General features: G+C 41.0%; 23 protein-coding genes and 1 pseudogene. 20 read left to right on the plus strand and 4 right to left on the minus strand.

What is annotated here, in order from left to right; translation table 11 throughout:
* Positions 1–42: 42 nt before the first annotated feature.
* Positions 43–492: pseudogene (locus tag I588_RS26390) on the minus strand (DeoR/GlpR family DNA-binding transcription regulator); the annotation flags it as partial.
* 12 nt (positions 493–504) lie between these two features.
* Positions 505–798: a DeoR family transcriptional regulator gene (locus tag I588_RS26395; protein ID WP_010758028.1), complete on the minus strand. Its 294-nt coding sequence runs from the start codon at positions 796–798 to the stop codon at positions 505–507.
* 196 nt (positions 799–994) lie between these two features.
* Here I588_RS26395 and I588_RS05765 point away from each other — a divergent pair, with 196 nt between their 5' ends.
* The 15 genes from I588_RS05765 to I588_RS05835 all read left to right on the plus strand — a co-directional run bounded on the left by I588_RS05765 (position 995) and on the right by I588_RS05835 (position 16,138).
* On the plus strand, positions 995–1,414 hold the full coding sequence (locus tag I588_RS05765; protein ID WP_010758029.1) for a hypothetical protein: 420 nt from the start codon (positions 995–997) through the stop codon (positions 1,412–1,414).
* The gene (locus I588_RS05770) at positions 1,401–4,205 is read left to right on the plus strand and encodes a sigma-54-dependent transcriptional regulator (protein WP_010758030.1); all 2,805 of its coding nucleotides are present in this window, start codon (positions 1,401–1,403) and stop codon (positions 4,203–4,205) included. The genes I588_RS05765 and I588_RS05770 overlap by 14 nt, the downstream gene beginning before the upstream one ends.
* A 166-nt stretch (positions 4,206–4,371) precedes the next feature.
* Positions 4,372–4,800, plus strand: a complete 429-nt coding sequence (locus I588_RS05775; RefSeq protein WP_010758031.1) for a mannose/fructose/sorbose PTS transporter subunit IIA — start codon at positions 4,372–4,374, stop codon at positions 4,798–4,800.
* Entirely contained in the window at positions 4,797–5,288 is a 492-nt protein-coding gene (locus I588_RS05780; protein WP_010758032.1) for a PTS sugar transporter subunit IIB, read from the plus strand. Before I588_RS05775 ends, I588_RS05780 begins: the two co-directional genes overlap by 4 nt.
* A gap of 18 nt (positions 5,289–5,306) precedes the next feature.
* Entirely contained in the window at positions 5,307–6,110 is an 804-nt protein-coding gene (locus tag I588_RS05785) for a PTS mannose/fructose/sorbose transporter subunit IIC (protein ID WP_010758033.1), read from the plus strand.
* 15 nt (positions 6,111–6,125) lie between these two features.
* Positions 6,126–6,956, plus strand: a complete 831-nt coding sequence (locus I588_RS05790; protein WP_010758034.1) for a mannose/fructose/sorbose PTS transporter subunit IID — start codon at positions 6,126–6,128, stop codon at positions 6,954–6,956.
* 17 nt (positions 6,957–6,973) lie between these two features.
* Complete coding sequence (hxlA, locus tag I588_RS05795) at positions 6,974–7,606, plus strand: 3-hexulose-6-phosphate synthase (protein ID WP_010758035.1); 633 nt, start codon at positions 6,974–6,976, stop codon at positions 7,604–7,606.
* A gap of 5 nt (positions 7,607–7,611) precedes the next feature.
* Positions 7,612–8,178: a 6-phospho-3-hexuloisomerase gene (gene hxlB, locus I588_RS05800; protein ID WP_010758036.1), complete on the plus strand. Its 567-nt coding sequence runs from the start codon at positions 7,612–7,614 to the stop codon at positions 8,176–8,178.
* 397 nt (positions 8,179–8,575) lie between these two features.
* Entirely contained in the window at positions 8,576–10,033 is a 1,458-nt protein-coding gene (locus I588_RS05805; RefSeq protein ID WP_010758037.1) for a PTS mannitol transporter subunit IIBC, read from the plus strand.
* Positions 10,034–12,121, plus strand: coding sequence for a BglG family transcription antiterminator (locus I588_RS05810; protein WP_139244086.1), 2,088 nt, complete (start codon positions 10,034–10,036; stop codon positions 12,119–12,121).
* Between the two features lie 12 nt (positions 12,122–12,133).
* Positions 12,134–12,568 (plus strand): PTS mannitol transporter subunit IIA, encoded by a 435-nt coding sequence (locus tag I588_RS05815; RefSeq protein ID WP_010758039.1) that lies wholly within the window; start codon positions 12,134–12,136, stop codon positions 12,566–12,568.
* Positions 12,569–12,570: 2 nt separating this feature from the next.
* Complete coding sequence (locus I588_RS05820; protein ID WP_010758040.1) at positions 12,571–13,698, plus strand: mannitol-1-phosphate 5-dehydrogenase; 1,128 nt, start codon at positions 12,571–12,573, stop codon at positions 13,696–13,698.
* Between the two features lie 8 nt (positions 13,699–13,706).
* The gene (gene hxlA, locus I588_RS05825) at positions 13,707–14,339 is read left to right on the plus strand and encodes a 3-hexulose-6-phosphate synthase (protein WP_010758041.1); all 633 of its coding nucleotides are present in this window, start codon (positions 13,707–13,709) and stop codon (positions 14,337–14,339) included.
* A 5-nt stretch (positions 14,340–14,344) separates the two neighbouring features.
* On the plus strand, positions 14,345–14,911 hold the full coding sequence (gene hxlB / locus I588_RS05830; RefSeq protein WP_010758042.1) for a 6-phospho-3-hexuloisomerase: 567 nt from the start codon (positions 14,345–14,347) through the stop codon (positions 14,909–14,911).
* 75 nt (positions 14,912–14,986) lie between these two features.
* Positions 14,987–16,138, plus strand: coding sequence for an iron-containing alcohol dehydrogenase (locus tag I588_RS05835; protein WP_010758043.1), 1,152 nt, complete (start codon positions 14,987–14,989; stop codon positions 16,136–16,138).
* 80 nt (positions 16,139–16,218) lie between these two features.
* Here I588_RS05835 and I588_RS05840 read toward each other — a convergent pair whose 3' ends face one another.
* Positions 16,219–16,968 carry a DeoR/GlpR family DNA-binding transcription regulator gene (locus I588_RS05840; RefSeq protein ID WP_010758044.1) on the minus strand — a complete coding sequence of 250 codons (750 nt, stop codon included), beginning with the start codon at positions 16,966–16,968 and terminating at the stop codon, positions 16,219–16,221.
* A gap of 237 nt (positions 16,969–17,205) precedes the next feature.
* On the opposite strand from I588_RS05840, the gene I588_RS05845 reads away from it, so the two are divergent.
* The 5 genes from I588_RS05845 to I588_RS05865 are packed head-to-tail and all read left to right on the plus strand — an operon-like array spanning position 17,206 to position 21,528.
* Positions 17,206–17,913 carry a ribulose-phosphate 3-epimerase gene (locus I588_RS05845; RefSeq protein WP_010758045.1) on the plus strand — a complete coding sequence of 236 codons (708 nt, stop codon included), beginning with the start codon at positions 17,206–17,208 and terminating at the stop codon, positions 17,911–17,913.
* The gene (gene hxlB / locus I588_RS05850; RefSeq protein WP_010758046.1) at positions 17,903–18,460 is read left to right on the plus strand and encodes a 6-phospho-3-hexuloisomerase; all 558 of its coding nucleotides are present in this window, start codon (positions 17,903–17,905) and stop codon (positions 18,458–18,460) included. The genes I588_RS05845 and hxlB (I588_RS05850) overlap by 11 nt, the downstream gene beginning before the upstream one ends.
* Positions 18,461–18,469: 9 nt before the next feature.
* Complete coding sequence (locus I588_RS05855; protein WP_010758047.1) at positions 18,470–19,651, plus strand: mannitol-1-phosphate 5-dehydrogenase; 1,182 nt, start codon at positions 18,470–18,472, stop codon at positions 19,649–19,651.
* The gene (locus I588_RS05860) at positions 19,644–20,075 is read left to right on the plus strand and encodes a PTS sugar transporter subunit IIA (protein WP_010758048.1); all 432 of its coding nucleotides are present in this window, start codon (positions 19,644–19,646) and stop codon (positions 20,073–20,075) included. The genes I588_RS05855 and I588_RS05860 overlap by 8 nt, the downstream gene beginning before the upstream one ends.
* Before the next feature lie 19 nt (positions 20,076–20,094).
* A complete protein-coding gene (locus tag I588_RS05865; RefSeq protein ID WP_010758049.1) occupies positions 20,095–21,528 on the plus strand; it encodes a PTS mannitol transporter subunit IIBC in 1,434 nt (477 codons plus the stop codon).
* Positions 21,529–21,594: 66 nt separating this feature from the next.
* Here the strand turns inward: I588_RS05865 and I588_RS05870 are convergent, their stop codons facing one another.
* Complete coding sequence (locus I588_RS05870; RefSeq protein ID WP_010758050.1) at positions 21,595–22,347, minus strand: DeoR/GlpR family DNA-binding transcription regulator; 753 nt, start codon at positions 22,345–22,347, stop codon at positions 21,595–21,597.
* Positions 22,348–22,502: the final 155 nt, after the last annotated feature.

Here is a 22,502-nt window from a genome sequence, read left to right on the forward strand (position 1 = left end):
CATATCGTTTCTAACGTGATTTTCAATATGTCCTAACCAAAACTACTCATCATCCTCACAATACAAAACTTTAATACCTGCTTCAGCATAGGCTTCGGTGTCCTTTACAGTTGTTATCATGGTATCCAGCATATTGATAGGGCCGATCACATAGGTAGATATTGTGTCTAGTTTGTCGGAAGTGGCTAAGCTGATGGTTTCCGTTGCAACTTCCGCCATCTGTTTTTTTAATAATGATTCTTCAAAGGTAGGTACTGTTAAACCAGCACTAACGTCGATATTATACATGCCCATCAGATAATAATCTGGTCGGATTTTAGCCACCTTGTTAGCCACCTCACTCCCCATGTTCACCATATATTTATGATTTAAAGTGCCGCCTAAAACAATGATTTCCAAGTTTTGATGCATTTCCAAAGCCATCACGACTGGAGGGCTGTTAGTAATAATGGTTGCTCGGAAAGATTTAGGTAGGGCTTTAGCAAAGGCTAGATTGCTGGTTCCTCAATCCACTAAAATAACGCTTCCCTCATGAATCAACGAAACTGCTTTTTTTGCCAATAATTTTTTTTCGTGGGTTTTGCTATTGACTCTGTATTGGAACATTGTTTCTGGTGGACCTACTTGGATAGCCCCGCTGTGAATTCGCCTGATAAGCTTTTTTTGATCCAACTCTCTTAAGTCTCGGCGAATGGTATCCTCGGAGACCTTTAATTTTGTTGCTAAATCTTTAGCTAAAACTTTTTTTTCTTCATTTACCAGCTCGACAATCCGCTGCTGCCTCTCCACTCTGTTCATTCATTTTCCTCCGTAAATGTCATAACTGTAATAAGCAACTGTACAGCTATAATTATAACAAATTCGACCTTTGATTTGGGTACACAAGCGAAGAAACATGCAAGATTTTACTTAAACGTGCAAAAATTTAGCTTGTTTACAATTTTTTAGGTGATATAATGTCCGTAAAATAAAAAAGACCCTGGGAGGACGAACAATGGCCTTACTAATCTCTGAAAATACCTTTACTAATTACATGGATTCTCTCAAGCCAAATGCTTCTAAAACAGCCGGAATTTCTTTAATTTCTTTAAATATCCGTTCGCTGAATCCTATCACGAATATGATCTACTTAGCAGAAAATTTTATTTTTGCGGCTAGATACAATGAAAAAAACGGGCACTATTCTGACGGCTTTTTCCTTAAGCAAAAGGAAATTATCAGCTTTGAACTGACTAAAGGGATTTTGTCAGATAGTTTGGTGGTGAATACAGCAATTGGTTTGAAGGATGAAAAAACGATGCAATTGAAGATGAGCTTTCCCAAAGCTTCCGCCAGTTCTTGGCACCGTCAAAGTTTAATCCGTTTGCCGACATTTATTAAAGAAAACTGGGAGCGACCTTATGAAGAGAATTGACCGGATTTTTCATTATTTACTAGAGGAATGGGAGGACAGTACGGCTGAGACTTTGCAGAAACAGGCGGGCAGCACAGCTAAAGAAGTCTCTCTGGCCTTGGAAATAGCCCGTTCCAATGTGAGTGCCGAGCTTAATAAGCTGGTTCGAGAAGAGCGAGTTGTAAAGATTAAGTCTTACCCTGTAAGATACATTCCCTTAAAAATTCTATTAGATAATCATCTAATGGAACCTAGCGATCTGAATTTCGAAATTGAAGATTTCGTTAGCTTGGATGAGGAAAAGCCGCTTAAACTTTCTTCGGCTTCCATCACATCCAATAGACGAGAGAGTGATCCCTTTCAGTCGGTGATCGGTCATAATGACAGCCTGAAAAAAGCTATTTCACAGGCTAAGGCCGCAATTCACTACCCACCTAACGGATTGCATATGCTTTTGTTAGGACCAACTGGCTCAGGTAAGACGTTTTTTGCGAAGAAGGTTTTCCAGTATGCACAGTATGCTGGCATTGTCGATGAAGGACGACCGTTTATCAGCTTTAATTGTGCTGATTATTACAACAACCCGCAGTTGCTGATGTCTCAGCTGTTTGGTTATGTTGAAGGGGCTTTTACGGGGGCCGCTTCAGAAAAAAGCGGACTAATCGAACAAGCTAATGGTGGAATCTTGCTGCTGGACGAGGTCCATCGCCTCCCGCCAGAGGGGCAAGAGATGTTGTTTTACTTTTTGGATAATAAGACTTTTTCTCGTTTAGGTGAAAGTGGGAAGAGCCGTACAGCCAATGTATTAATCATTTTTGCCACTACCGAGAATCCATCTTCAGTACTGTTGTCTACCTTTACCCGACGCATTCCGATGACGATAGAAATTCCACCCTTATCTAAGCGTTCGCTGCCGGAAAGAATTGAGCTGTTGAAATATCTGTTTAGAGTTGAGGCTAAACGGATTGAGAAGATTCTTAGTATCGATATTGATGTCATTAATGTTTTACTATCAAGTGCTACTTTTGGCAATGTGGGACAATTAAAATCACAAGTTCAGCTGGTCTGTGCACAGGCCTTTGTAAATAATCTCAACTCAAAAGAGAAAATTGAGATTCACGTCCAGGATTTGCCTAGTCAAGTAGGTCAGGAGTGGATGACTAGTCGCTCCAACATGATTGGCACCAAGAATATTTCTGAATATTTGGATGTAGTTACGCTGGTCTATCCCACCAATGATGAAGAAGAAAACCATGAAGATGCGGATTTTAATATTTATGAGTCCATTGAGAAAAAAGTCAAAATATTACGAGAAGAAGGTGTTTCTCAGGAGGATATTTATCAGTACATTTTGACAGATTTGCATATTCATATCCGAAATGTCGTTGAAAATGATTCGCCTAAATATTCGCTGCAAAAATTTGTTAATCCTAAAATCACTAAGATTGTGGATGTACTGAAGGCGCAGGCTGAGCGGCAGTTAAATCGTAAATTTGACCGGCGCTTCAATTATTATGTGGGCATGCATTTGGATGCCTATTTAAAAAGAGGGGAAAAAACTAATTTGTTTCTTTCCACCAGCCATCAGGAAATTATTGATACAAACAAAAAGGAATATGAGGCTGCTTTGATGATCTGTACTACGCTTCAGGAAAGATACGATATTCATCTGCCTGAAATCGAAGTAGTATATTATACAATGCTTCTTTCCTCGATCATCTCATTAGAGACTGTCAAAAAAGTCAGCGCGCTAGTTGCAACTCATGGTAACTCCACTGCAAGCTCGATGGTGGATGTCGCCACAGAATTGCTGGGTTATGCCCCTATTGAAGCGGTGGATATGCCTTTAACAGTGTCTCCGGCTGAAATAATCGATATTTTATGTGAAAAGGTGAGTAATATTGATAACGGCAAAGGGGTACTTTTGTTGGTAGACATGGGATCTCTAGCCATGATGGATAAGAATATCCAAAAGCAAACGGGAGTAAAAGTTCTTTCGATTCCCAATGTTACTACTGCAGTTGTCTTAGATGTAGTCAGAAAAATCAACTACACCAACTTTGATTTACATTCTATTTACAGCTCAGTCAAAAAGGATTTCATGAATTCCCTACAGCTTTATGAAGATCGCAGCCAGCGGCCAAAAGCAATCCTCTCGATTTGCATGTCAGGGGAAGGAACCGCCAAGAAGCTTGAGCAAATGATTAACAGTATTATTTCATGGAATGGTAGCGAAGTAATTGAAGTACTGACACTTTCGGTTTTAGAAATGAAGCAGAAAATTCCAGTATTGGTTGAACAATATGAGCTCCTGGCAGCAGTGGGAACGAAAGATCCTGAAGCAGATTGTCCATTTATTTCACTAGAGTCCTTGATTGAAGGTGAGGGTGAGCAGCTGTTGCGATCAATTGTCTCAGGAGAGGATATAGCGAATCTCCCTCCAGACAGTTCGCCCAACGGCAGCATGCTAATAAAGGAACTCTGCGAAGAAACTTTGCGTTCTTATCTAGTTTATTTGAATCCGGTTCACATTACCGACTTACTGTTGCAATGGATGAGCGAATTGGAGAATTATAGTAAAACCACTTTTTCGAACTCGACTATTTTGAAGATGGTTGTCCATACATCCTTTGCTTTTGAACGGGTAATCAAAGGCAACTCTTTAAAATACTCTGAACAGGTCACGCCGATATTAGAGGAATACCTTGTTAAAGTGGAAAAAAGTATTGCTAATGTTGAGGAAAAGCTGGACTTAGTTTTATCGCGGGATGAGAAATTGTTTATCGCTGAAATAGTAAAAGAGATCAGCTGAGGTAGTATCAAACCTGAATAGTCATGAACAAAGTGTATCAAAGAACGATTGATACACTTTGTTTTTTGCCAATAAAGATACTAAATAAATACATTTAGATTGATACAACTACTTTGGCACGTAAATTGCTTTTAGTTAAGTAACTGAAAAGGAAAGGAGCGAAAAAATGTCAGTCATCATTGTTAGTGGTCACGGAGAATTTTCATTGGGATTGCTGGATGCCTTTGAGATGGTGTTCGGTACTGATGAAAAGGTCAAAGCTGTTCCATTTAAAAAAGGAGAAGGTATTCCTCAATTACAGGAGAAATATCAGGAGCAGATTTGTCTATTTCCAGATGAAGAGGTTCTATTTCTGGTAGATGTTTACGGAGGAACGCCTTACAACGCAGCCACCCAGCTAATTTATGGTCAAATGAACTGTGACGTTGTAACGGGAGTGAATTTACCCATGCTGTTAGAGACGGCAGCACAAAAGGACCAGACGTTAGTTGAATTAACCAAGGTGGCCAAAACCATTGGAGAAAGCAGCGCTAAGGTTTTTTCGGAGGAAATAAGTAAAATCAAACACACTGATTTGGAGGATGATGAGTTATGAAAATTGAATTAGCACGAATTGACGACCGGTTTATTCATGGGCAGGTTTTAACAAAATGGGTGAAGCTGCGTCCGGTTGAACGGATCATTGTTGTATCCGATGCAGTAGCCAGTGATGAAATGCGCAAAACCCTGGTTTTGTCGGTAGCACCATCCAATATCAAAGCGAGTGCCGTCAGCGTTGATAAAATGGCCCGGGCCTATAAATCGCCTAAATATGCAGATGCTAAAGCGATGTTGTTGTTTGAAAATCCCGAGGATATTGTTCGGCTCGTGAAACAGGGTGTGGATATCAAAGAAGTAAACGTGGGGGGCATGAGGTTTGAAACGGACCGTAAGCAGATAACCAAAGCGGTCAGTGTAAAGGAATCAGATATCAAAGCCTTCAACGAGCTGGATCAGCTGGGAGTGAAACTGGAATTGCGTCAACTGCCAGGGGACCAAAGTGTTGATTTTATACGTATGCTGCAAAATGAGTTAAACAAATAAAAGTTAGGAGTTGTAAAAATGAGTGTCATTCAAATTATTCTTTTAATGATTGTGGCAGCCATCACAGGTGTGGGAAGTGTCTTGGACGAAGCGCAAACTCATCGGCCCTTAGTTGCCTGTACTCTAGTTGGATTGGTATTAGGAGATGTAACCACTGGCATTATTTTGGGTGGAACGTTGGAAATGATGGCGCTGGGCTGGATGAACGTAGGGCTGGCAATGGCACCAGACACCGCAATTGCTTCTGTTATTTCAACTATTTTAGTTATCACAGCTAATCAAGGCGTTGGTGAGGGAATAGCTATTGCCGTACCTTTAGCAGCAGCAGGACAAGCTTTAACTATTTTTGTTCGAACAATTACCGTATTTTTTATTCACCGCGCAGATACGTATGCAGAAAACGGCAATTATAAAGGAATTGAAATTATGCATGTAACGGCCATGGGTCTCCAGGCGTTGCGAGTAATGATTCCAACCTTGATCATTTGTTTAATTAACGCGCAGGCAGTACGTAATTTTCTAGGTCAAATTCCTGAAGTAATTACTGGCGGGCTGCAAATCGGCGGTGGAATTATTGTTGTTGTTGGTTATGCCATGGTAATAAATATGATGGACGTTCCTCATTTAAAACCATTTTTCTATATCGGTTTCTTGTTCGCAGCCTTTACTGAATTCAACTTAGTTGGTTTTGGTGGCTTGGGATTATGTATGGCCTTTCTGTTCTTGCAATTGAAATACCGCAACGAAGGAACAGTTGTCCAAACAGCTACCGCGAATGCCGGAATGATCGATGACAGTTTAGATGATGATCTGGATATGTAAAGGGGAGGAACGAAAATGGAACAAAAAGGATTAACCAAAAAAGATATCAACAGCATGTTTCTGCGATCAAATTTTCTTTTAGGCTCGATGAATTTTGAACGGGTACAGGCAATGGGGTACTGCTTTATTATGATCCCGGCTATCAAACGTTTTTACAAGCCCGGACCAGAAAGAAATGCGGCCTTGAAAAGACATTTGGAATGGTTCAATACCCATCCATGGTTGACAGCTCCAATTTTTGGGGTAACGGCAGCCATGGAGGAAGAACATGCTTTAGTTGGCGAACAGCAGCTGCCGGGTTCATCTATTTCTGCGATGAAGATTGGTTTGATGGGGCCATTGGCTGGGGTCGGAGATCCGATTTTTTGGGGAACTCTTCGTCCGGTTTTGGCAGCATTAGGTGCTTCTTTAGCATTAAGCGGTAGTATTGGTGGACCTCTATTGTTCTTTTTATCAATTAATGCCATTCGTTTAGTAACCAAATATTTCGGTTTAAAATACGGCTACGAAAAAGGAAATGAAATTATTAAGGAAATGGCTGGTAACCGTGTAAAGAAATTGACCGAAGGGGCATCAATTGTCGGGTTGTTTGTTATGGGAGCTTTAGTCAGCAAGTGGACAACTATAAATATTCCGATTGTGGCTACCAGAATTACTGGCGATGATGGGAAGATTGTTACCCAAACGGTTCAAGATATTTTAGACAGTATTATGCCTGGAATGTTGGCATTGATTTTAACCCTGTTCGTTTCTTGGTTATTAAAGAAAAATGTGAGTCCATTGTTGATTATTTTTGTCATTTTCGGTATCGGTATTTTAGGAAAAGCATTTGGATTTTTAGGATAGAAGGATGGGATTGAACAGTGAAATTACAGTTAGCAATTGATGAATTAAGTTTAGAAGAAGCCTTAGTACAATTGGAAATACTAAATGAATATGTAGACATCGTGGAGGTTGGTACGCCTTTTTTGATAGATGCCGGTAGAGAGGCTGTTCGTCAAATCAAGACTAAATTCCCCCAACTGGAGGTTCTATGTGATGCCAAAATAATGGATGCAGGAGCTTATGAAGCACAGCTGGCCTTTAATGCTGGCGCCGAATATGTAACCGTACTAGGAGTGACTGATGATTTAACGATTAGAGGCTGTGTTGAAGAAGCAACCAAGCAAGGCAAGAAAGTTATGGTGGACATGATTTGCGTGGAAGATTTGGCTACTCGGGTTGCTGTCGTAGAAAGTCTGGGTGTTGATGTGATTGCCGTTCATACTGGAGCTGATCAACAAGCCGCAGGTCGGACGCCTCTACAAGATTTAGCAGAAATGAAAAAGCATGTAAAAAAGGTTCAGGTCGCGGTAGCTGGCGGAATCAGCAGTCATACCATTTATGATTATTTAGCACTTGAGCCGGATATTGTTATTGTGGGAAGTGGGATTTTGAATGCAGAAGATCCGGTGAAAGAAGCGCGTAGAATTTCTGAAGCGTTGAAAAAGGAGTAAAGCAAATGATAGATGTAAAAAAGAATACCGCAATAATTTTAAAGGAATTGACAATCAATTTAGATAAAGTGGATGGTGCTCAGCTTAATGAGTTTGTGGAATTGATTCCGAAAGCCAAGAAGATTTTTGTTGCTGGTGCTGGTCGTTCTGGATTAGCGATTCGTGGTTTTGCAAATCGGATGATGCATTTAGGACTTGATGTGAGTGTAGTGGGAGATATTACAACGACCAGTGCTCATGAAGGGGATCTGCTAATCATTGGTTCTGGTTCAGGAGAAACCCAAAGCTTGGTAGCAATGGCGAAAAAGGCTAAGAAAAATGGGGTGAAGGTAGCGCTGAATACTATAAATCCTCAGTCAACTATTGGCAAAATGGCAGATGCTGTTTTTGTTCTGCCAGGTGCTTCGCCTAAGGTTGAGGACGAAAAACTAGTAGGGAAATCAGTTCAGCCGATGGGTTCTTCTTATGAACAACTGAGTTTTTTGATTTATGATGCCATGATTATGGCTCTGATGGAATTAGTCAATGAAACAACTGATACCATGTTTCCACGACATGCCAATCTCGAATAGGAAAAAGGAGAGCGTGCTATTAGTGGAACATATAATTTTTTGGAAAAGCAATTCTTTTCGTAATAGCTCAATCGATTCGTTTTATCTCAAGACTAATGGTGACTTCAGTTTTAGCAGGAACGATCGTTACTGGTTTGTTAGCCAGGCTGTTAACCCAAAATTCTAGATAGCTTTTAATGAAACAGTTTCTACTGGTTTTCCGGCAGAAGCTGTTTTTTCTATTTAGAAACTAGGTCTTTAAGAACAGTGACAATACTTGCTGGCACAAAAATGTCACACTCTTCTTTGAAATATTTAGCACTACCAACGATAGACTCGGGGCCTAAAACAACTTATGATAAGAATGTAGAAAGCGCTTATACAATTAATTAAGATGATTCGTTAAGGAGGATATTCAATGGAAGGTAAAGTTTCCGTTCCAAGTAAAAGTGTTGATTGGAAAACGAAGGTACAAAAATTTGGCGGTATGCTAAGTTCGATGATTATGCCGAATATTGGCGCTTTTATCGCTTGGGGATTAATTACAGCCTTATTTATTCCAACCGGTTGGTTCCCAAATGAAACGCTGGGTCAGTTGGTAGACCCTTCAATCAAATATTTGTTGCCATTATTAATTGCCTACACAGCAGGTGCAAATGTGTACGACCGACGAGGTGGAGTAATTGGAGCTGTCGCAACAATGGGTATTATCATTGGATCAGATATGCCAATGCTGATGGGAGCAATGGTTATGGGACCAATCGCTGCCATAATTATTCGTAAGGTCGATAAATTGTATGAAGGAAAAGTCAAACCAGGTTTAGAAATGCTGGTAGACAATTTCTCAATCGGTATAGTGGGTGGCATACTGATGATTCTTGGCCTAATTGCAATTGAACCGATTTTCAATGTCATTCTATCAGGCTTATCAACTGGTGTTAACTGGTTTGTCGATAAGAATCTGATTCCTTTAACTAGTATTTTTGTTGCTCCAGCTCAAGTTTTATTCTTAAACAATGCAATCAACCACGGGATCATGTCACCATTGGGAATTGAACAAGTGGTGGAAACTGGTAAATCAATTTTATTCCTAGTTGAAGGAAACAGTGGTCCACTGGTAGGTGTTATGCTGGCTTTCTGTTTCTTTGGTAAAGGAGTCGCAAAGAAAACTGCACCAGCTTCTACTATCATCGTCATGTTCGGTGGAATTGCGGAAGTTTACTTCCCGTACATTTTGATGAAACCGATCTTGGTATTGGCGCCGATTTTTGGCAGTATGACTTCACTGACGATCTTCCAGTTTTTCGGTGGCGGAACAGTAGCAGTACCATCACCGGGAAGTATCATTGCTTTCTTATTGATGACACCAAAGGGAAGCTTTATTGTAAATATCGTGGGCTACTTCGCCGGAATGGGTGTCTCCTGCTTAATTGCCAGCTTCCTGCTGAAGCGAGACAAAACCATGGTAGACGATACCGAAGAGTTAATCGAAACGGAAGTGGGTCCTATCAATGATGGGGCAGCTTTAGAACATGTTGCTGCGGCGACCAATACTGGACAAACAATCACTGGCGAAATTGATCCAAGTCGAATCCACAAAATTGTGGTAGCTTGTGACGCCGGAATGGGTTCCAGCGCAATGGGTGCTTCAATGCTAAAGACCAAGGTGAACAAGGCGATGTTGAATATGGAAGTCATTAATAAATCCATCAATAATATTCCTAATGATGCTGATTTAGTCATTACTCATGAAGACTTGCTGGATCGTGCTATGGAGAATAATAAGGATAAACCCAACATTCAATATCTAACTTTAAGTGCTTTTATGGATGGTGCTCAGTATGACGCCATTGTTAAGAAATTAAAAGATGAATAGGTGATTAGTGTGATCATTACTCCTCGAACAAGAGAAATCTTGCGACTCTTAATGGAAAATTTGAATAGTTATGTCTCAGTACGTGAGATTGCAGAACATTTGAACGTGACCAATCGGACGGTCTATCGTCAGCTAGAAGAAGTGTACGAAACCGTAGAACATTATGGCCTAAAAGTCATTAATGAAGCTGGCAAAGGGATGAAACTGTCTGGTTCCTCAACCGAGGTAGACGCATTGAACACCTTGTTCGAGAGTGAGGATCAGGAATATGAACTGACAACAGAGGATCGGGTCAATGCCACACTCTTTTATTTGCTGCATGAACAGGAATATGTGAAGGCTCAGTATTTTGCTGAGACACTGAATGTTTCAGTTCAATCAATCCGCAATGACCTGCAGCAGATCAAAAGAGAATTAGACTTTTACGATCTGGATTTAGTCGTAAAAAAAGGAGACGGCTTTCTAATTACTGGATCTGAAACGAAGAAACGAGTGCTTTTGTCTAATATTTTTCGTGATCACATTTCCTTTGTAGAGTTGGTTCACTGGATTGATCAAGAGCACAGTAGTTCAATTTATTTTAAGCTGTTGAGTGATTTTCAATATCATTCAATCATTAAAAAGAGTTTCCAGCTTTTAGAACAATTGTTTCGGGATAAGAAAATTCAAGTGGCCGATACCATGTTTCAAGATTACGTTTTCCTAGTTTCTATTATGGTGAAACGGCTTAACTGGGATCACAACAACAATTATTATTTAGATAATATGGTCAAACGCAAGGATAATCCCGTCGAAATTTATCAGGAATTCAAGGAACTTATCCAAAGAACTTTTGATATTACCTTAAGTGAAAGTGAAGAGAATTATTTAGAATGGTTAATATCTATTAACAATAATTTTCAGAGCTTGGAGCTTTCCGAAGATATACAGGAATTGGACTTAGTCAATAAAGTACATGATTTCATTGTCTTTGTAGAAACTAGCATGGGTTGTCGTCTGCGAACAGATGCTCATTTACAAAAGGCGCTGTTTGAACATCTGGATCGAGCCTTGGCACGAACTAGGAGCGGCATTACCATTAAGAATCCAATGTTGAAGGAAATTCGTCGCAGCTATGAGAAATTGTATTCAACGATTAAGATTGCAGCGGAATATGTATTTAAAGAAGACAAATTTCCTGAAGATGAGATTGGCTTTTTGGTTCTCCATTTTGCAGTGGCTTTAGACAAGGTTTTGGATAAATCAATTTCGGCGCTAGTGGTGTGCTCTAGCGGGATGGGCTCCTCCAAAATGCTGGCAAACCGTTTGATCCGCGAAATTCCTGAAATTGAAATTAAAAAAATTGTGAGCTTTCTTAAGCTAACACAAGAAGACTTAGAACAATACGATGTAATCTTCTCCACTGTTTCACTACCGTTGGATGTTCAGGATTATGTGATGGTTTCGCCACTGCTGAATAAGAAAGAATTAGCGGAAGTCAAAAAACTGTTAGAAACGATTCGTTTCAGTAAGCTCCATCGCAAAGAGCTGTTGATTCCAAAAAAACCGATAGATGTGTCACAGCTCCCAAGTGAACTGGAGGAGTTGAGTCTAATCGCCAGATACAGTAGTCAGGTGTTGAAAAATTTCCATACCATAAGAATTGATCCTGAATTTCAAGATTTACCGATTTTGAATATTTTAGGCACTTACTTGGTTGAAAAAGGCTATACGAAGGATACTGAACTGCTGGTGGATTATGCGGAAAAGGCCAAGCTGGAATCGTATTTTGGTATTCCCAACACTCGACTAGGTTATATTCATTGCCAGACTGAAAAAATTGAGCAGCCCTTGTTCATTGTTTTTGATTTAGAAAAAAACATTGTTTTCTCCTCTATGGAAAAAGAATTGATGGAAGTAACCAGTGTGATTTTAGTCGTGTCACCTAAAAAGGATCAAAGTATTATAGCAGATCTGTTAAGTATGATCACTATGCTGATTATTGAAACGCCGGAATCCATCCAATTATTTGAGCAATGTGAAGAAAACAAAATCCGCGAATTATTGGGTGAACGAATTAAAAATTACGTTACCGAAAAACTATTGTAGAGGTGAAAGAATATGAAAGAAATCCTGCCATTAAAAAATATTAAATTAGGCCTTACCTTAGCCGACAAAGAGGAGGCTATTAAAACGGCTGGTCGTGTGCTGGTAGAAAACGGCTATGTTGATGAAAACTATATCGACTGCATGCTGCAAAGAGAGGAAGTTGTTTCAACTTATATTGGCAGTCAGGTCGCTATTCCTCATGGAGTAGATGGCTCGCAGCAATACATCAAGCATTCGGGTCTTTCCTTTCTACAAGTGCCAGAAGGAGTATCCTTTGGACCAGGTAAAGAAGCCAAATTGCTGATCGGTATTGCTGGAAAAAATGACGAACATTTAGAAATGCTGGCGAAGATTGCCGGACTTTTAGGTGATGAAGAAAATATTGAAAAGCTAGTCAGCGCTCAATCTCAAGAAGAGGTCGCTGCGTTATTTGAAGGAGTGGTTTAAACGTGAAAGCATTACATTTTGGAGCCGGAAATATTGGTCGCGGATTTATCGGAGACTTGCTGCATAAAAGCGGCTACGATATTACCTTTGTAGAAGTGACTGACAAAGTGGTACGTCAATTGAATCAAGAGCAAAGCTATGAGCTGTATATCTTAAATGAAGACAATCGAAAAGTGGTGATCAACAATATCAAAGCAGTCAGCTCTCTAACTGAAGAACAAAAGGTAATTGAAGCCATTTGTGAAGCTGACTTGGTAACAACATCAGTTTGGGCTGATAATCTGCCAAGGATTGCGCCAGTTCTAGCCAAAGGTCTACATGTTCGTCATAACCGTGGCCTGCTGCCAGTTAATGTCATTGCCTGTGAGAATGCACTATTTGCTTCAGATATTTTGCGAGGTGTGCTGCTGAAGCATGTGTCTGAAGAAGTATTGTCGGAGATTGCCCAATTTGCTAATACCTCAGTAGACCGTTTAGCTTTGGGGAAAGAAGTTGATGGCAAGAGCTGTGTTGAAATTGATTCTGCCTTTGAATTGGTTATTGAAGAAAAACCACTATTCCGTAAAGAACCAATTAAGGGAGCTACGTACGTTGCGGAGCTTCAACCTTACTTAGAACGCAAGCTTTATATTGTCAATTGTGGGCATGCAGCACTGGCTTACTTGGGCTTTGTTAAAGGATTTCCAACTGTGCAGGATGCTTTGAAGGATCAAGAAATTAAAGCAACTGCCATTGCAGCTATGGAGGAGTCAGCAAAACTGCTTGAACAAAAATATGGTTTTACACCACAGGAGTTAACTAAGAAAATCGATGAATCAATTGATCGTTTTTCAGCTACTTTTGTGATGGATGATGTTTTAAGAGTTGGTCGCTCACCATTAAGAAAATTAGATCCAACTGACCGCTTAGTAGCACCTGCAGTTCAATTAGCCAAAAAAGGCCTCACAAATGACGCCTTGGCAAAATGTATCGCAGCTTTGTTGAAATTTGAAAATCCAGCCGATGAACAAGCAGTAGAACTGCAGCAGGAAATTCAAGCTAACGGTATAGAAGTAGCCTTAAGCAAATTTAGTAAAATCAAAAAGGATACACCATTGTTCCAAAAAATCTTAGCAGAATATAAGGGGTAGAATAAACCATGAAATTACAATTAGCGATCGACGAATTAAACTTAGAAGAAGCATTAGTCCAGTTGGAACCATTAGCGGAATACGTAGACATTGTTGAAGTGGGTACACCATTTGTTATCGATGCGGGTCGAGAAGCTGTTCGTCAAATTAAAGCCAAATTTCCTCAACTAGAAGTATTGTGTGATGCCAAAATTATGGATGCAGGTGCTTATGAAGCGCAACTGGCTTTCGATGTCGGTGCAGAATATGTGACTGTATTAGGTGTAACCGACGATTTGACTATCAAAGGTTGTGTAGAAGAAGCTACTAAGCAAGGCAGACAAATTATGGTGGATATGATTTGTGTAGATGATCTAGCAACCCGAGTTCCGGCTGTAGAAAGTTTAGGTGTTGATGTCATCGCCGTCCACACTGGAGCAGACCAGCAGGCAGCTGGGCGAACACCGTTGGAAGATCTAACTGAAATGAAAAAGCACGTCAAAAATGTCAAAGTCGCAGTAGCTGGCGGCATCAGCAGTAAAACTATCAATGATTATATGGCATTAAATCCTGATATCGTAATCGTTGGCAGTGGCATTTTGAACGCCGAAGATCCGGTCAAAGAAGCACGTCTGATTGCAGAAGCATTGAAAAAGGGGTAAGCAGAATGGTAAATGTAAAAAAAAACACAGAGATGATTCTAAAAGAATTAAGCATTAATCTGGAAAAAGTAAATGGTTCACAGTTGAATGCCTTTGTAGAAATGATCCCGAAGGCTAAGAAAGTTTTTGTGGCTGGAGCGGGACGTTCCGGATTAGCGATTCGAGCGTTTGCCAATCGTATGATGCATTTGGGTATTAATGTAAGCATCGTGGGTGATATAACAACTACCAGTGCTCATGAAGGAGATCTGTTGATTATTGGTTCTGGCTCAGGGGAAACCCAAAGCTTAGTAGCGATGGCGGAAAAGGCTCAGAAAAACGGGGTCAAAATTGCTTTGAATACCATTAATCCTGATTCAACTATTGGACAAATGGCTGATGTGAAATTTGTTTTACCAGGAGCTTCGCCTAAGGTTGAGGATGAGGAATTAGTCGGAAAATCAGTTCAGCCAATGGGTTCATCCTACGAACAATTAAGCTTCTTGATCTATGATGCCATGATTATGGCCCTGATGGAATTGGTCAATGAAACCACAGATACCATGTTTCCACGTCACGCAAATTTAGAGTAAGAGGAACTGCTCAGGAAGCAGTTTTTCTATCGCAAGGTTTAGGTAAAAAAAATAAAAAATGGAGGGTTCATTTTTATGGCAGAACATGTATTTTATGTACCAGCAACAAACATCATGGGTAGAGGGTGTATCAACAATATCGGTGAGCACATCAAACCGCTAGGCTTCAAAAAAGCCTTATTGGTTACCGACAAATTTTTAAGCAGCAGCGATATTTTGCCGAAGGTTACAAAACCGTTGGATGAAATTGGTGTAGAATATTTGATTTTTGACAATGTTAAAGCAAACCCAACTGTTGCCAGTGTGGAAGAAGGTTTAGCTTTACTAAAGGAAAACAATTGTGATTTCATTATTTCATTAGGCGGTGGTTCACCCCAAGATGCTGCCAGCGGAATTGCTATCTTGGCTACCAATGGTGGCAAGATGCAAGACTATGAAGGAATGCACAAAACTACAGAAAAAGCGTTGCCGGTCGTGGCTATTAATACCACAGCTGGAACTTCAGCCGAGATTACAATTAATTATGTGATTACTGATGAAGATCGTGGTGTGAAAATGATCATGATTGATCGCAACAGCTTAGCACTGATGTCGGTAAACGATCCAGAATTAATGGTAGACAAGCCGGCTGATTTAACAGCAGCTACTGGCATTGATGCCTTGACTCACTCGATTGAAGCTCTAGTTACCCCGGGAGCTTTCCCAGTTACCGATGTAGTGGCAGAAGCAGCAGTAAAACTGATTTTTGACAACCTGCCAACTGCGGTTAAGGATGGTCATAATCTTGATGCTCGAGAAAACATGGTTTATGCTATTTTCTTAGCGGGGATGGCTTTCAACAATGCAGGCTTAGGTTATGTTCATGCAATGGCTCATCAATTAGGTGGTTTGTACGATTTACCTCATGGTGTATGTAATGCGATGCTGTTACCAATTGTTGAACGCGAAAATGCTAAAGTGGTACCTGAACGCTTCCGTCGAATTGCAGAAGTTATCGGTCTAGATACTGTTGGAAAATCTGATCAAGAATGTGCTGATTATGTGATTGAGCAAATCAAGGCTCTTTCAAAAACAGTCGGTATTCCTGAGAAATTATCTGATTTGGGCGTTCATGAGGTTGATTTGCAAAAATTAGCAGAAAATTCTCAATTGGATGCTTGTGCAGGGGCCAATCCGTACCTACCGACAGTTGAAGAAACTATTGAAATGTTCAAAGAAATCCTTTAAATACTACTTAAGAACTAAAAAAACACCTAACTATCATTCTCTGCTGATTCGTGCAGGTTTGAGTAGTTAGGTGTTTTTCTTTAGTCAATCAACAACAATTTCTTCTTATTGTATTCCTTGCGCACCTTTTCCGGAATATCCTCGGAAATCAGAAAGCTCAAATCATCTACCGGCCCCACGATAGCATTGCTGATAGTACCGAATTTGTCGTTAGTGATCATTCCCAGAACTTCGGTGGAGACACGGGTCATTTGCTGTTTAATTTCGGCTTCCTGCAGGGTTGGTACGCTGGTTCCGGCATCAATGTCGATATTGTAGATGCCCATCACGTACAAGTCGGCACGAATGTTTTGCAGGTTTTTGTAGGTTTCTACACCTAGATTGATCATAGACTGCTTATAAAAAATCCCGCCGATATTGATGACCTCGACCTGTGCATGCTGAGCCAGCTCCACAGCAATCGGGGGACTGTTGGTAATAATAGTTGCCCGAAAATCGTGGGGGATTTCTTTGACTAAGGCCAAATTTGTCGTGCTGCCATCAATAATAATCACCGAATCTTCTTTTAAAAAAGGCAGTGCCTTATGGGCGAGGGCCTTTTTTATTTCGCTGTCGACGGTTTCTCGATAAGAAAAGTCGGTAATTGGCGGACCTACCCGTAAGGCCCCACTGTGCACACGCTTCAGCATACCCTGACTGTCCAACTCCTTCAAATCCCGCCGAATAGTATCCTCCGAAACATTGAAGCGTTGGCTTAAATCACTGGCGATAACCTTTTGTTCAATATTTAAAATATCGATGATTTTTTGCTGTCTTTCTTCTTTCAACATGGCTGATTCCTCCATCTTTTACTGCTTCTATTTTCCCATGCATGCGGGTTTGTGTCAATTCGTTTCTGTTTTACCAGCATAAACAAGCATATAAAAAGCAAAAATATGCATGTTTGTATTGACTTGTGCTAGTGGAGCGTTTACAATGAATGTGTAATCAAGAAATATTTCGTTGTTACTCAAACGCGCGGACGGAGGATTTCTTGGACACGACATTCCAATGGAGGAGCAGGAGCAATGAAAAACCAAGTGAAGTTGTCCCCGTCAATTATGTGTGCTGATTTAGTGAATTTAGAGCAAGGAATGCAGGAACTGGCAGATATCGGCATTGATACGCTGCACATTGATGTGATCGATGGCAGCTTTAGTCCCAGCATGCCGCTAGGATTAGAGACGATTAAACGGATGCGTGAAGTATCCTCAATGAATTTTGATATCCATATTATGGCTAATGATAATGAGTACTTTATTCAGGAAATGTTGAAGATCGGCGTGGAAAGCATTACCTTTCACCATGAAACCAGCTTGCATGTCGATCGTTACATTCAATTAATCAAGCAGTCTGGAACCAAGGTTGGCTTGGCGTTAAACCCAGCGACTTCCTTGTCTGTATTGGATTATGTATTACCAGAAATCGACCTGGTGTGCCTAATGCTGATTAATCCAGGCTTTGCTACAAATAAAAATGAAAAACAGGTGCCTTATGCTGCTAAGAAAATTCGTGACCTGCGCACAAAAATTCAAGCAGTTAATCCCGTAGCTGAGCTGCAGGTGGATGGCCGTGTTTCCTTAGACAGCATCGCACAGTTGGTCGAAGCTGGAGCTGACAATTTAGTTTTGGGCAGTACTAGTTTGTTTGTCAAAGGCGCAACGCTTGCGGAGAATAAGGAAAAAGTTTTGCAGGCAGTGGCAGAAGGGACACAGGTGAAGGCAAATGTCATTTAGAACGTCAGAACAAAAAATTGCCGAAGAATTAACCGCAACTTTGGCAGGAATTTCAGAAGAACAGGTGGATCAGCTGATGCAGGCGATCCAGCAGGCGGAAAAAGTTTTCTTCGTCGGAGTTGGCCGAGTGCTGCTTTCTTTAGAAGCAATTGCCAAACGGTTGGCTCATATTGGCATCCACACCGTGGTCGTTGGTCAGATTACCGAGCCGGCAATCACCGACAAAGATCTATTGATCGTCGGATCAGGCAGCGGAGAAAGTGCTTTTCCTTTGACCATCGCCAGAAAAGCCAAGAGCTTCGACGCAGCGGTGGCTCATATTGGTTCGAATCCCAATAGTTCAATGGGGGAATATGCCGATATCTTCGTACGAATTCCGGTTCAAACCAAGCTGAATCTAGCTGGAGAGATTCCCTCGATTCAGCCAATGACCAGCTTATTTGAACAATGCTTGTTATTGCTGGGGGATTCGATTGCCTTGACATTAATTGAAGAAAAAGAAATCGACATGCATGGCCTGTGGCGCTATCATGCGAATTTAGAGTAGGTGACAGGAATGAAGGCAGTTCATTTTGGCGCGGGCAATATTGGTCGCGGCTTTATAGGCCAGGTGCTGCATGACAATGGATTTCAAATTTGTTATGCAGACACTGCTCAGTCGTTGATTAATCAATTGAATCAAGATGCTGGTTACTCGGTAGAGCTGCTGGCGGAGGAAGAAACGACAGTGTTTATTGATCAGGTGCAGGCTTTCAATTCACTTGAGGAACCGGAAAAAGTGATTGACGCAATTCAAACGGCAGATTTGATTACGACTTCGGTAGGGGCAAATAATCTTTCTCGCATCGCTCCGCTTTTGGCGCAAGCCTTGACAAAACGCTTCAAAGAGCGGCAGCAGCCTATCAATATTTTAGCTAATGAAAATATTATTAATGCTAGTACCCTGCTTAAAAAAGCAGTAGAAGAACATTTAGTAGAAGCAGACCGCTCGCTCTTTAATTGCTATGCTTTTTTCGTTGATACTGCAATTGACCGCCAAGCCCTATCAAATGAAGTAGCTGGCAAAGCGGTAGCTGTTGTTGAGCCTTATTTTGAATGGGTGATCAGCCAAGAGCAGTGGGATCCAGCAACACCTTTTACGATTGAAGGAGCAACGTTTGTTAAAGAGATGCAGCCCTATATTGAACGAAAGTTGTATATCGTTAATGCGGCGCATGCGGCTTTTGCCTATCTAGGCGCGTTATTTGATTATCCAACGATACAAGCCGCCATGAAGGATGCACGACTGGAAAAAATCGTACATGGATTTTTAGCGGAAAACAAACAGTACTTTATGAAAAAGTATCAAACACCAGAAGCAGAGCTAGACAGCTTTATTGCTAAGACCTTGAAGCGTCATGGCAATTCACGTTTGTCTGATAGTGTTGATCGAGTGGGGCGTTCGCCGATCCGAAAATTACAAGGCGACGATCGGTTGGTTGCGCCGGTAAAAGGATTAGCTGAATTGAACTTAGCTTATCGAAATGGCTTGATAATCATCGCAGCTGCCTATCTTTATCGTAATGATGAAGATGACGAGGCAGTTAAACTAGAGAACATGATTCAAGAAAAAGGTTTTTCAACTACTGCGACAGAAATATCGCAAATGAATAGCCAACTAGTAAAAGAAGTCGCTGATATTTATCAAGCGGTCAGCCAAGACAAAGGAGTATTACTGGAAGGAGAATCCCATGCTTAGAGAACAGTTGCAAGGAAATTGTCAGTTTTTACCAATGGCGGAAACCTGGCAGCAAGCGATCGAAACTGCTGCGCAGCCCTTGCTGCAAAAAGGCATCATTCAACCAAGCTATATTCAAGCGATGATCCAAAATGTCATCGACAACGGCAATTACATTATTATTTTGCCAAAAATCGCTATGCCCCATGCCCGACCTGAATTAGGCAGCAACGGGGTAGGGATCAGTTTTATGAAGCTGGAACAGCCAGTCCTGTTTCCGAAGGAGGAACCGGTAGAGCAATTTTTCGTACTAGCTTCAGATTCGCCGGACGGACATTTGGAACTGATGGCTGACTTGGCTGAAATCTTAAGTGATGTAGACTTATATGAGATGCTGTTAAATATACAAACTGAAGAAGCGTTGTTAGCGTTAGTGGAAGAGTAAATTTCAAGGAGGAAAAAAGATGGAAATGTCCAATGAGAAAAAGCAAGTATCTACCAGAGCTAAAGTGCAAGCCTTTGGCGGATTTTTAACCAATATGGTGCTTCCTAATATCGGTGCCTTTATTGCTTGGGGAATTGTCACCGCACTATTTATCCCGACCGGCTGGTTTCCCAATGAATCGTTGAATGAATTGGTTAGTCCAACAGTTAGTTATTTATTGCCCTTATTGTTAGCTTATACTGGCGGACGAATGGTTGGTGGACAACGGGGAGCCGTATTAGGAGCATTGGGTACGATGGGCTTGATTATTGGAGCCGATATTCCAATGTTCATGGGCGCAATGGTGGTTGGGCCTTTAGGCGGCTGGTTAATGAAGAAAACCGATGAGTTTCTAGATGGAAAAATTCCTGCAGGTTTTGAGATGGTGGTAAATAATTTCTCAATTGGAATTATTGGTTTTCTATTGATGATTTTGTCCTATCTCTTGATTGGTCCGACGATTCAAGCAGCCAATCAGGGTGTGACCAATGCTATTGAAGCGTTAGTTTCGACCGGCTTTTTGCCCTTGCTGTCTTTAATCAATGAACCAGCTAAAGTTTTATTTTTAAACAATGTGATTGACCAAGGGGTATACTATCCGCTAGGCATGCAACAAACTCTGGAAGCGGGCAAATCAATTTATTTTATGGTGGCGTCTAATCCTGGACCTGGTTTGGGCTTGTTACTGGCGTATTCCTTCTTTGGCAAAAAAGCAGCCAAGCGGACTGCACCGGGTGCGATTATCATCCATTTCTTTGGCGGAATTCATGAATTGTATTTTCCTTATGTACTAATGAAACCGATTACGATTCTTTCAATGATTGCTGGTGGAATGACCGGGATCATCACCTTCCAATTATTTGGCGCGGGTCTTGTGGCTGGTCCAAGTCCAGGTTCGATTTTCTCTTATCTAGCTTTGACACCAAGAGGAAATTTCGTAGGAGTTATTGCAGGCGTAGCGACAGCTACGATTGTGTCTTTCTTAGTGACTTCAGTGATTTTGAAGGCTGACAAGACGACTGATGAGGAAGAAGACACCTTTGCAGCCGCTGCTGAAAAATCAAAATCTATGAAATCAGAAGGAAAAGAATTGTTAGCAGGTCAAGCTACTGCATCAACTAATTATACTAAAATCTCTTTCGCCTGCGATGCCGGTATGGGCAGCAGTGCGATGGGGGCAACAACCTTCAAGAACAAGTTGAAAAAAGCCGGAGTGACTGATATTGAAGTCAAAAATTACCGAATTGAAGATGTTCCAAGCGACAGCGACATTGTTGTGGTTCATCAGGATTTAGAAGAACGAACACGTAAATCGCATCCGAATATGCAGGTTATCACCTTGAAGAACTATCTACAGGATCCTGTGATCGACCAGCTAGTGGAGGATGTCGTACAGCTAAAAAAACCTGACTAATTAAATTTGTAAAAGCAATAAGCAACCGCCTTACTGAAGAAAAAGTAAGGCGGTTTTTGTGCTGAATCAATAGATCACCTGAATCCCTTCCTGCTGATAAGGTGTAATCAAATTATCCGGTATGTCTTTTTCCGTCACGAGAACATCCAGAGCCTTGGCTTCATCTACGAAATAAGTAGATGATGACCCGATTTTATCTGCTGTGATAATGGTAATCACGTGAGAGCTTTGTTTAATGACCTGTTGCTTCAACAAGGATTCCTCCATCATAGGAACAGTGATGCCTTTATTAATATCGATCGAAGAGACTCCTAAAATACATAAATCAAAATTGATGTTTCGAATGGCCGAAATGGTGTCAGAACCCTCAATGACTTTGGTCTCTTTGTTTAATTCCCCGGGCAGCAGCCGAATTCTCAATTCGGAGTGATCTGAAAGATTCAGGGCAATGGAGGGACTGTTGGTTACTACCGTTCCTTTAAAGCTTAGTGGAATTTCGCTGCTAAAGCTCAGATTAGTAGTTCCGCTGTCAATATAAATTACCTGATCAGGGTGCAGAAACTGTACCGCTTCCTTGGCAATGGCCTGCTTTCTGCTGCTGTCTTGATTGATTCGCTGCTCAAAAGGTTTAAGTGATTTATCGGTTCGAATGGCTCCCCCATGAACCCGCCGCACCAATCCAGCCTTGGATAATTCCTGAAGATCTTTGCGAATGGTGTCTTCCGTCACGGCTAATTCTTCCGTCAGCTCGTTGACGACAACTTTTCCGTATTGCTCCACCCGGTTTAAAATCAGCTCTTGTCTTTCACTTTTTAGCATAGTATCCCTCTTTTATTGTTTTTTATCGAAATATATTGATTTTTATCGTTATCCATTGTATCATGCAAGTATAGTAAGTTTTAGTAATTGTTTCTAATGGTTTATACCAAAACGATAAGAAACGATAAATTGATTATAGCATACGGAGGTAGGGA

The sequence above is a fragment of the Enterococcus pallens ATCC BAA-351 genome, assembly GCF_000407485.1.
Lineage (GTDB): Bacteria > Bacillota > Bacilli > Lactobacillales > Enterococcaceae > Enterococcus_A > Enterococcus_A pallens.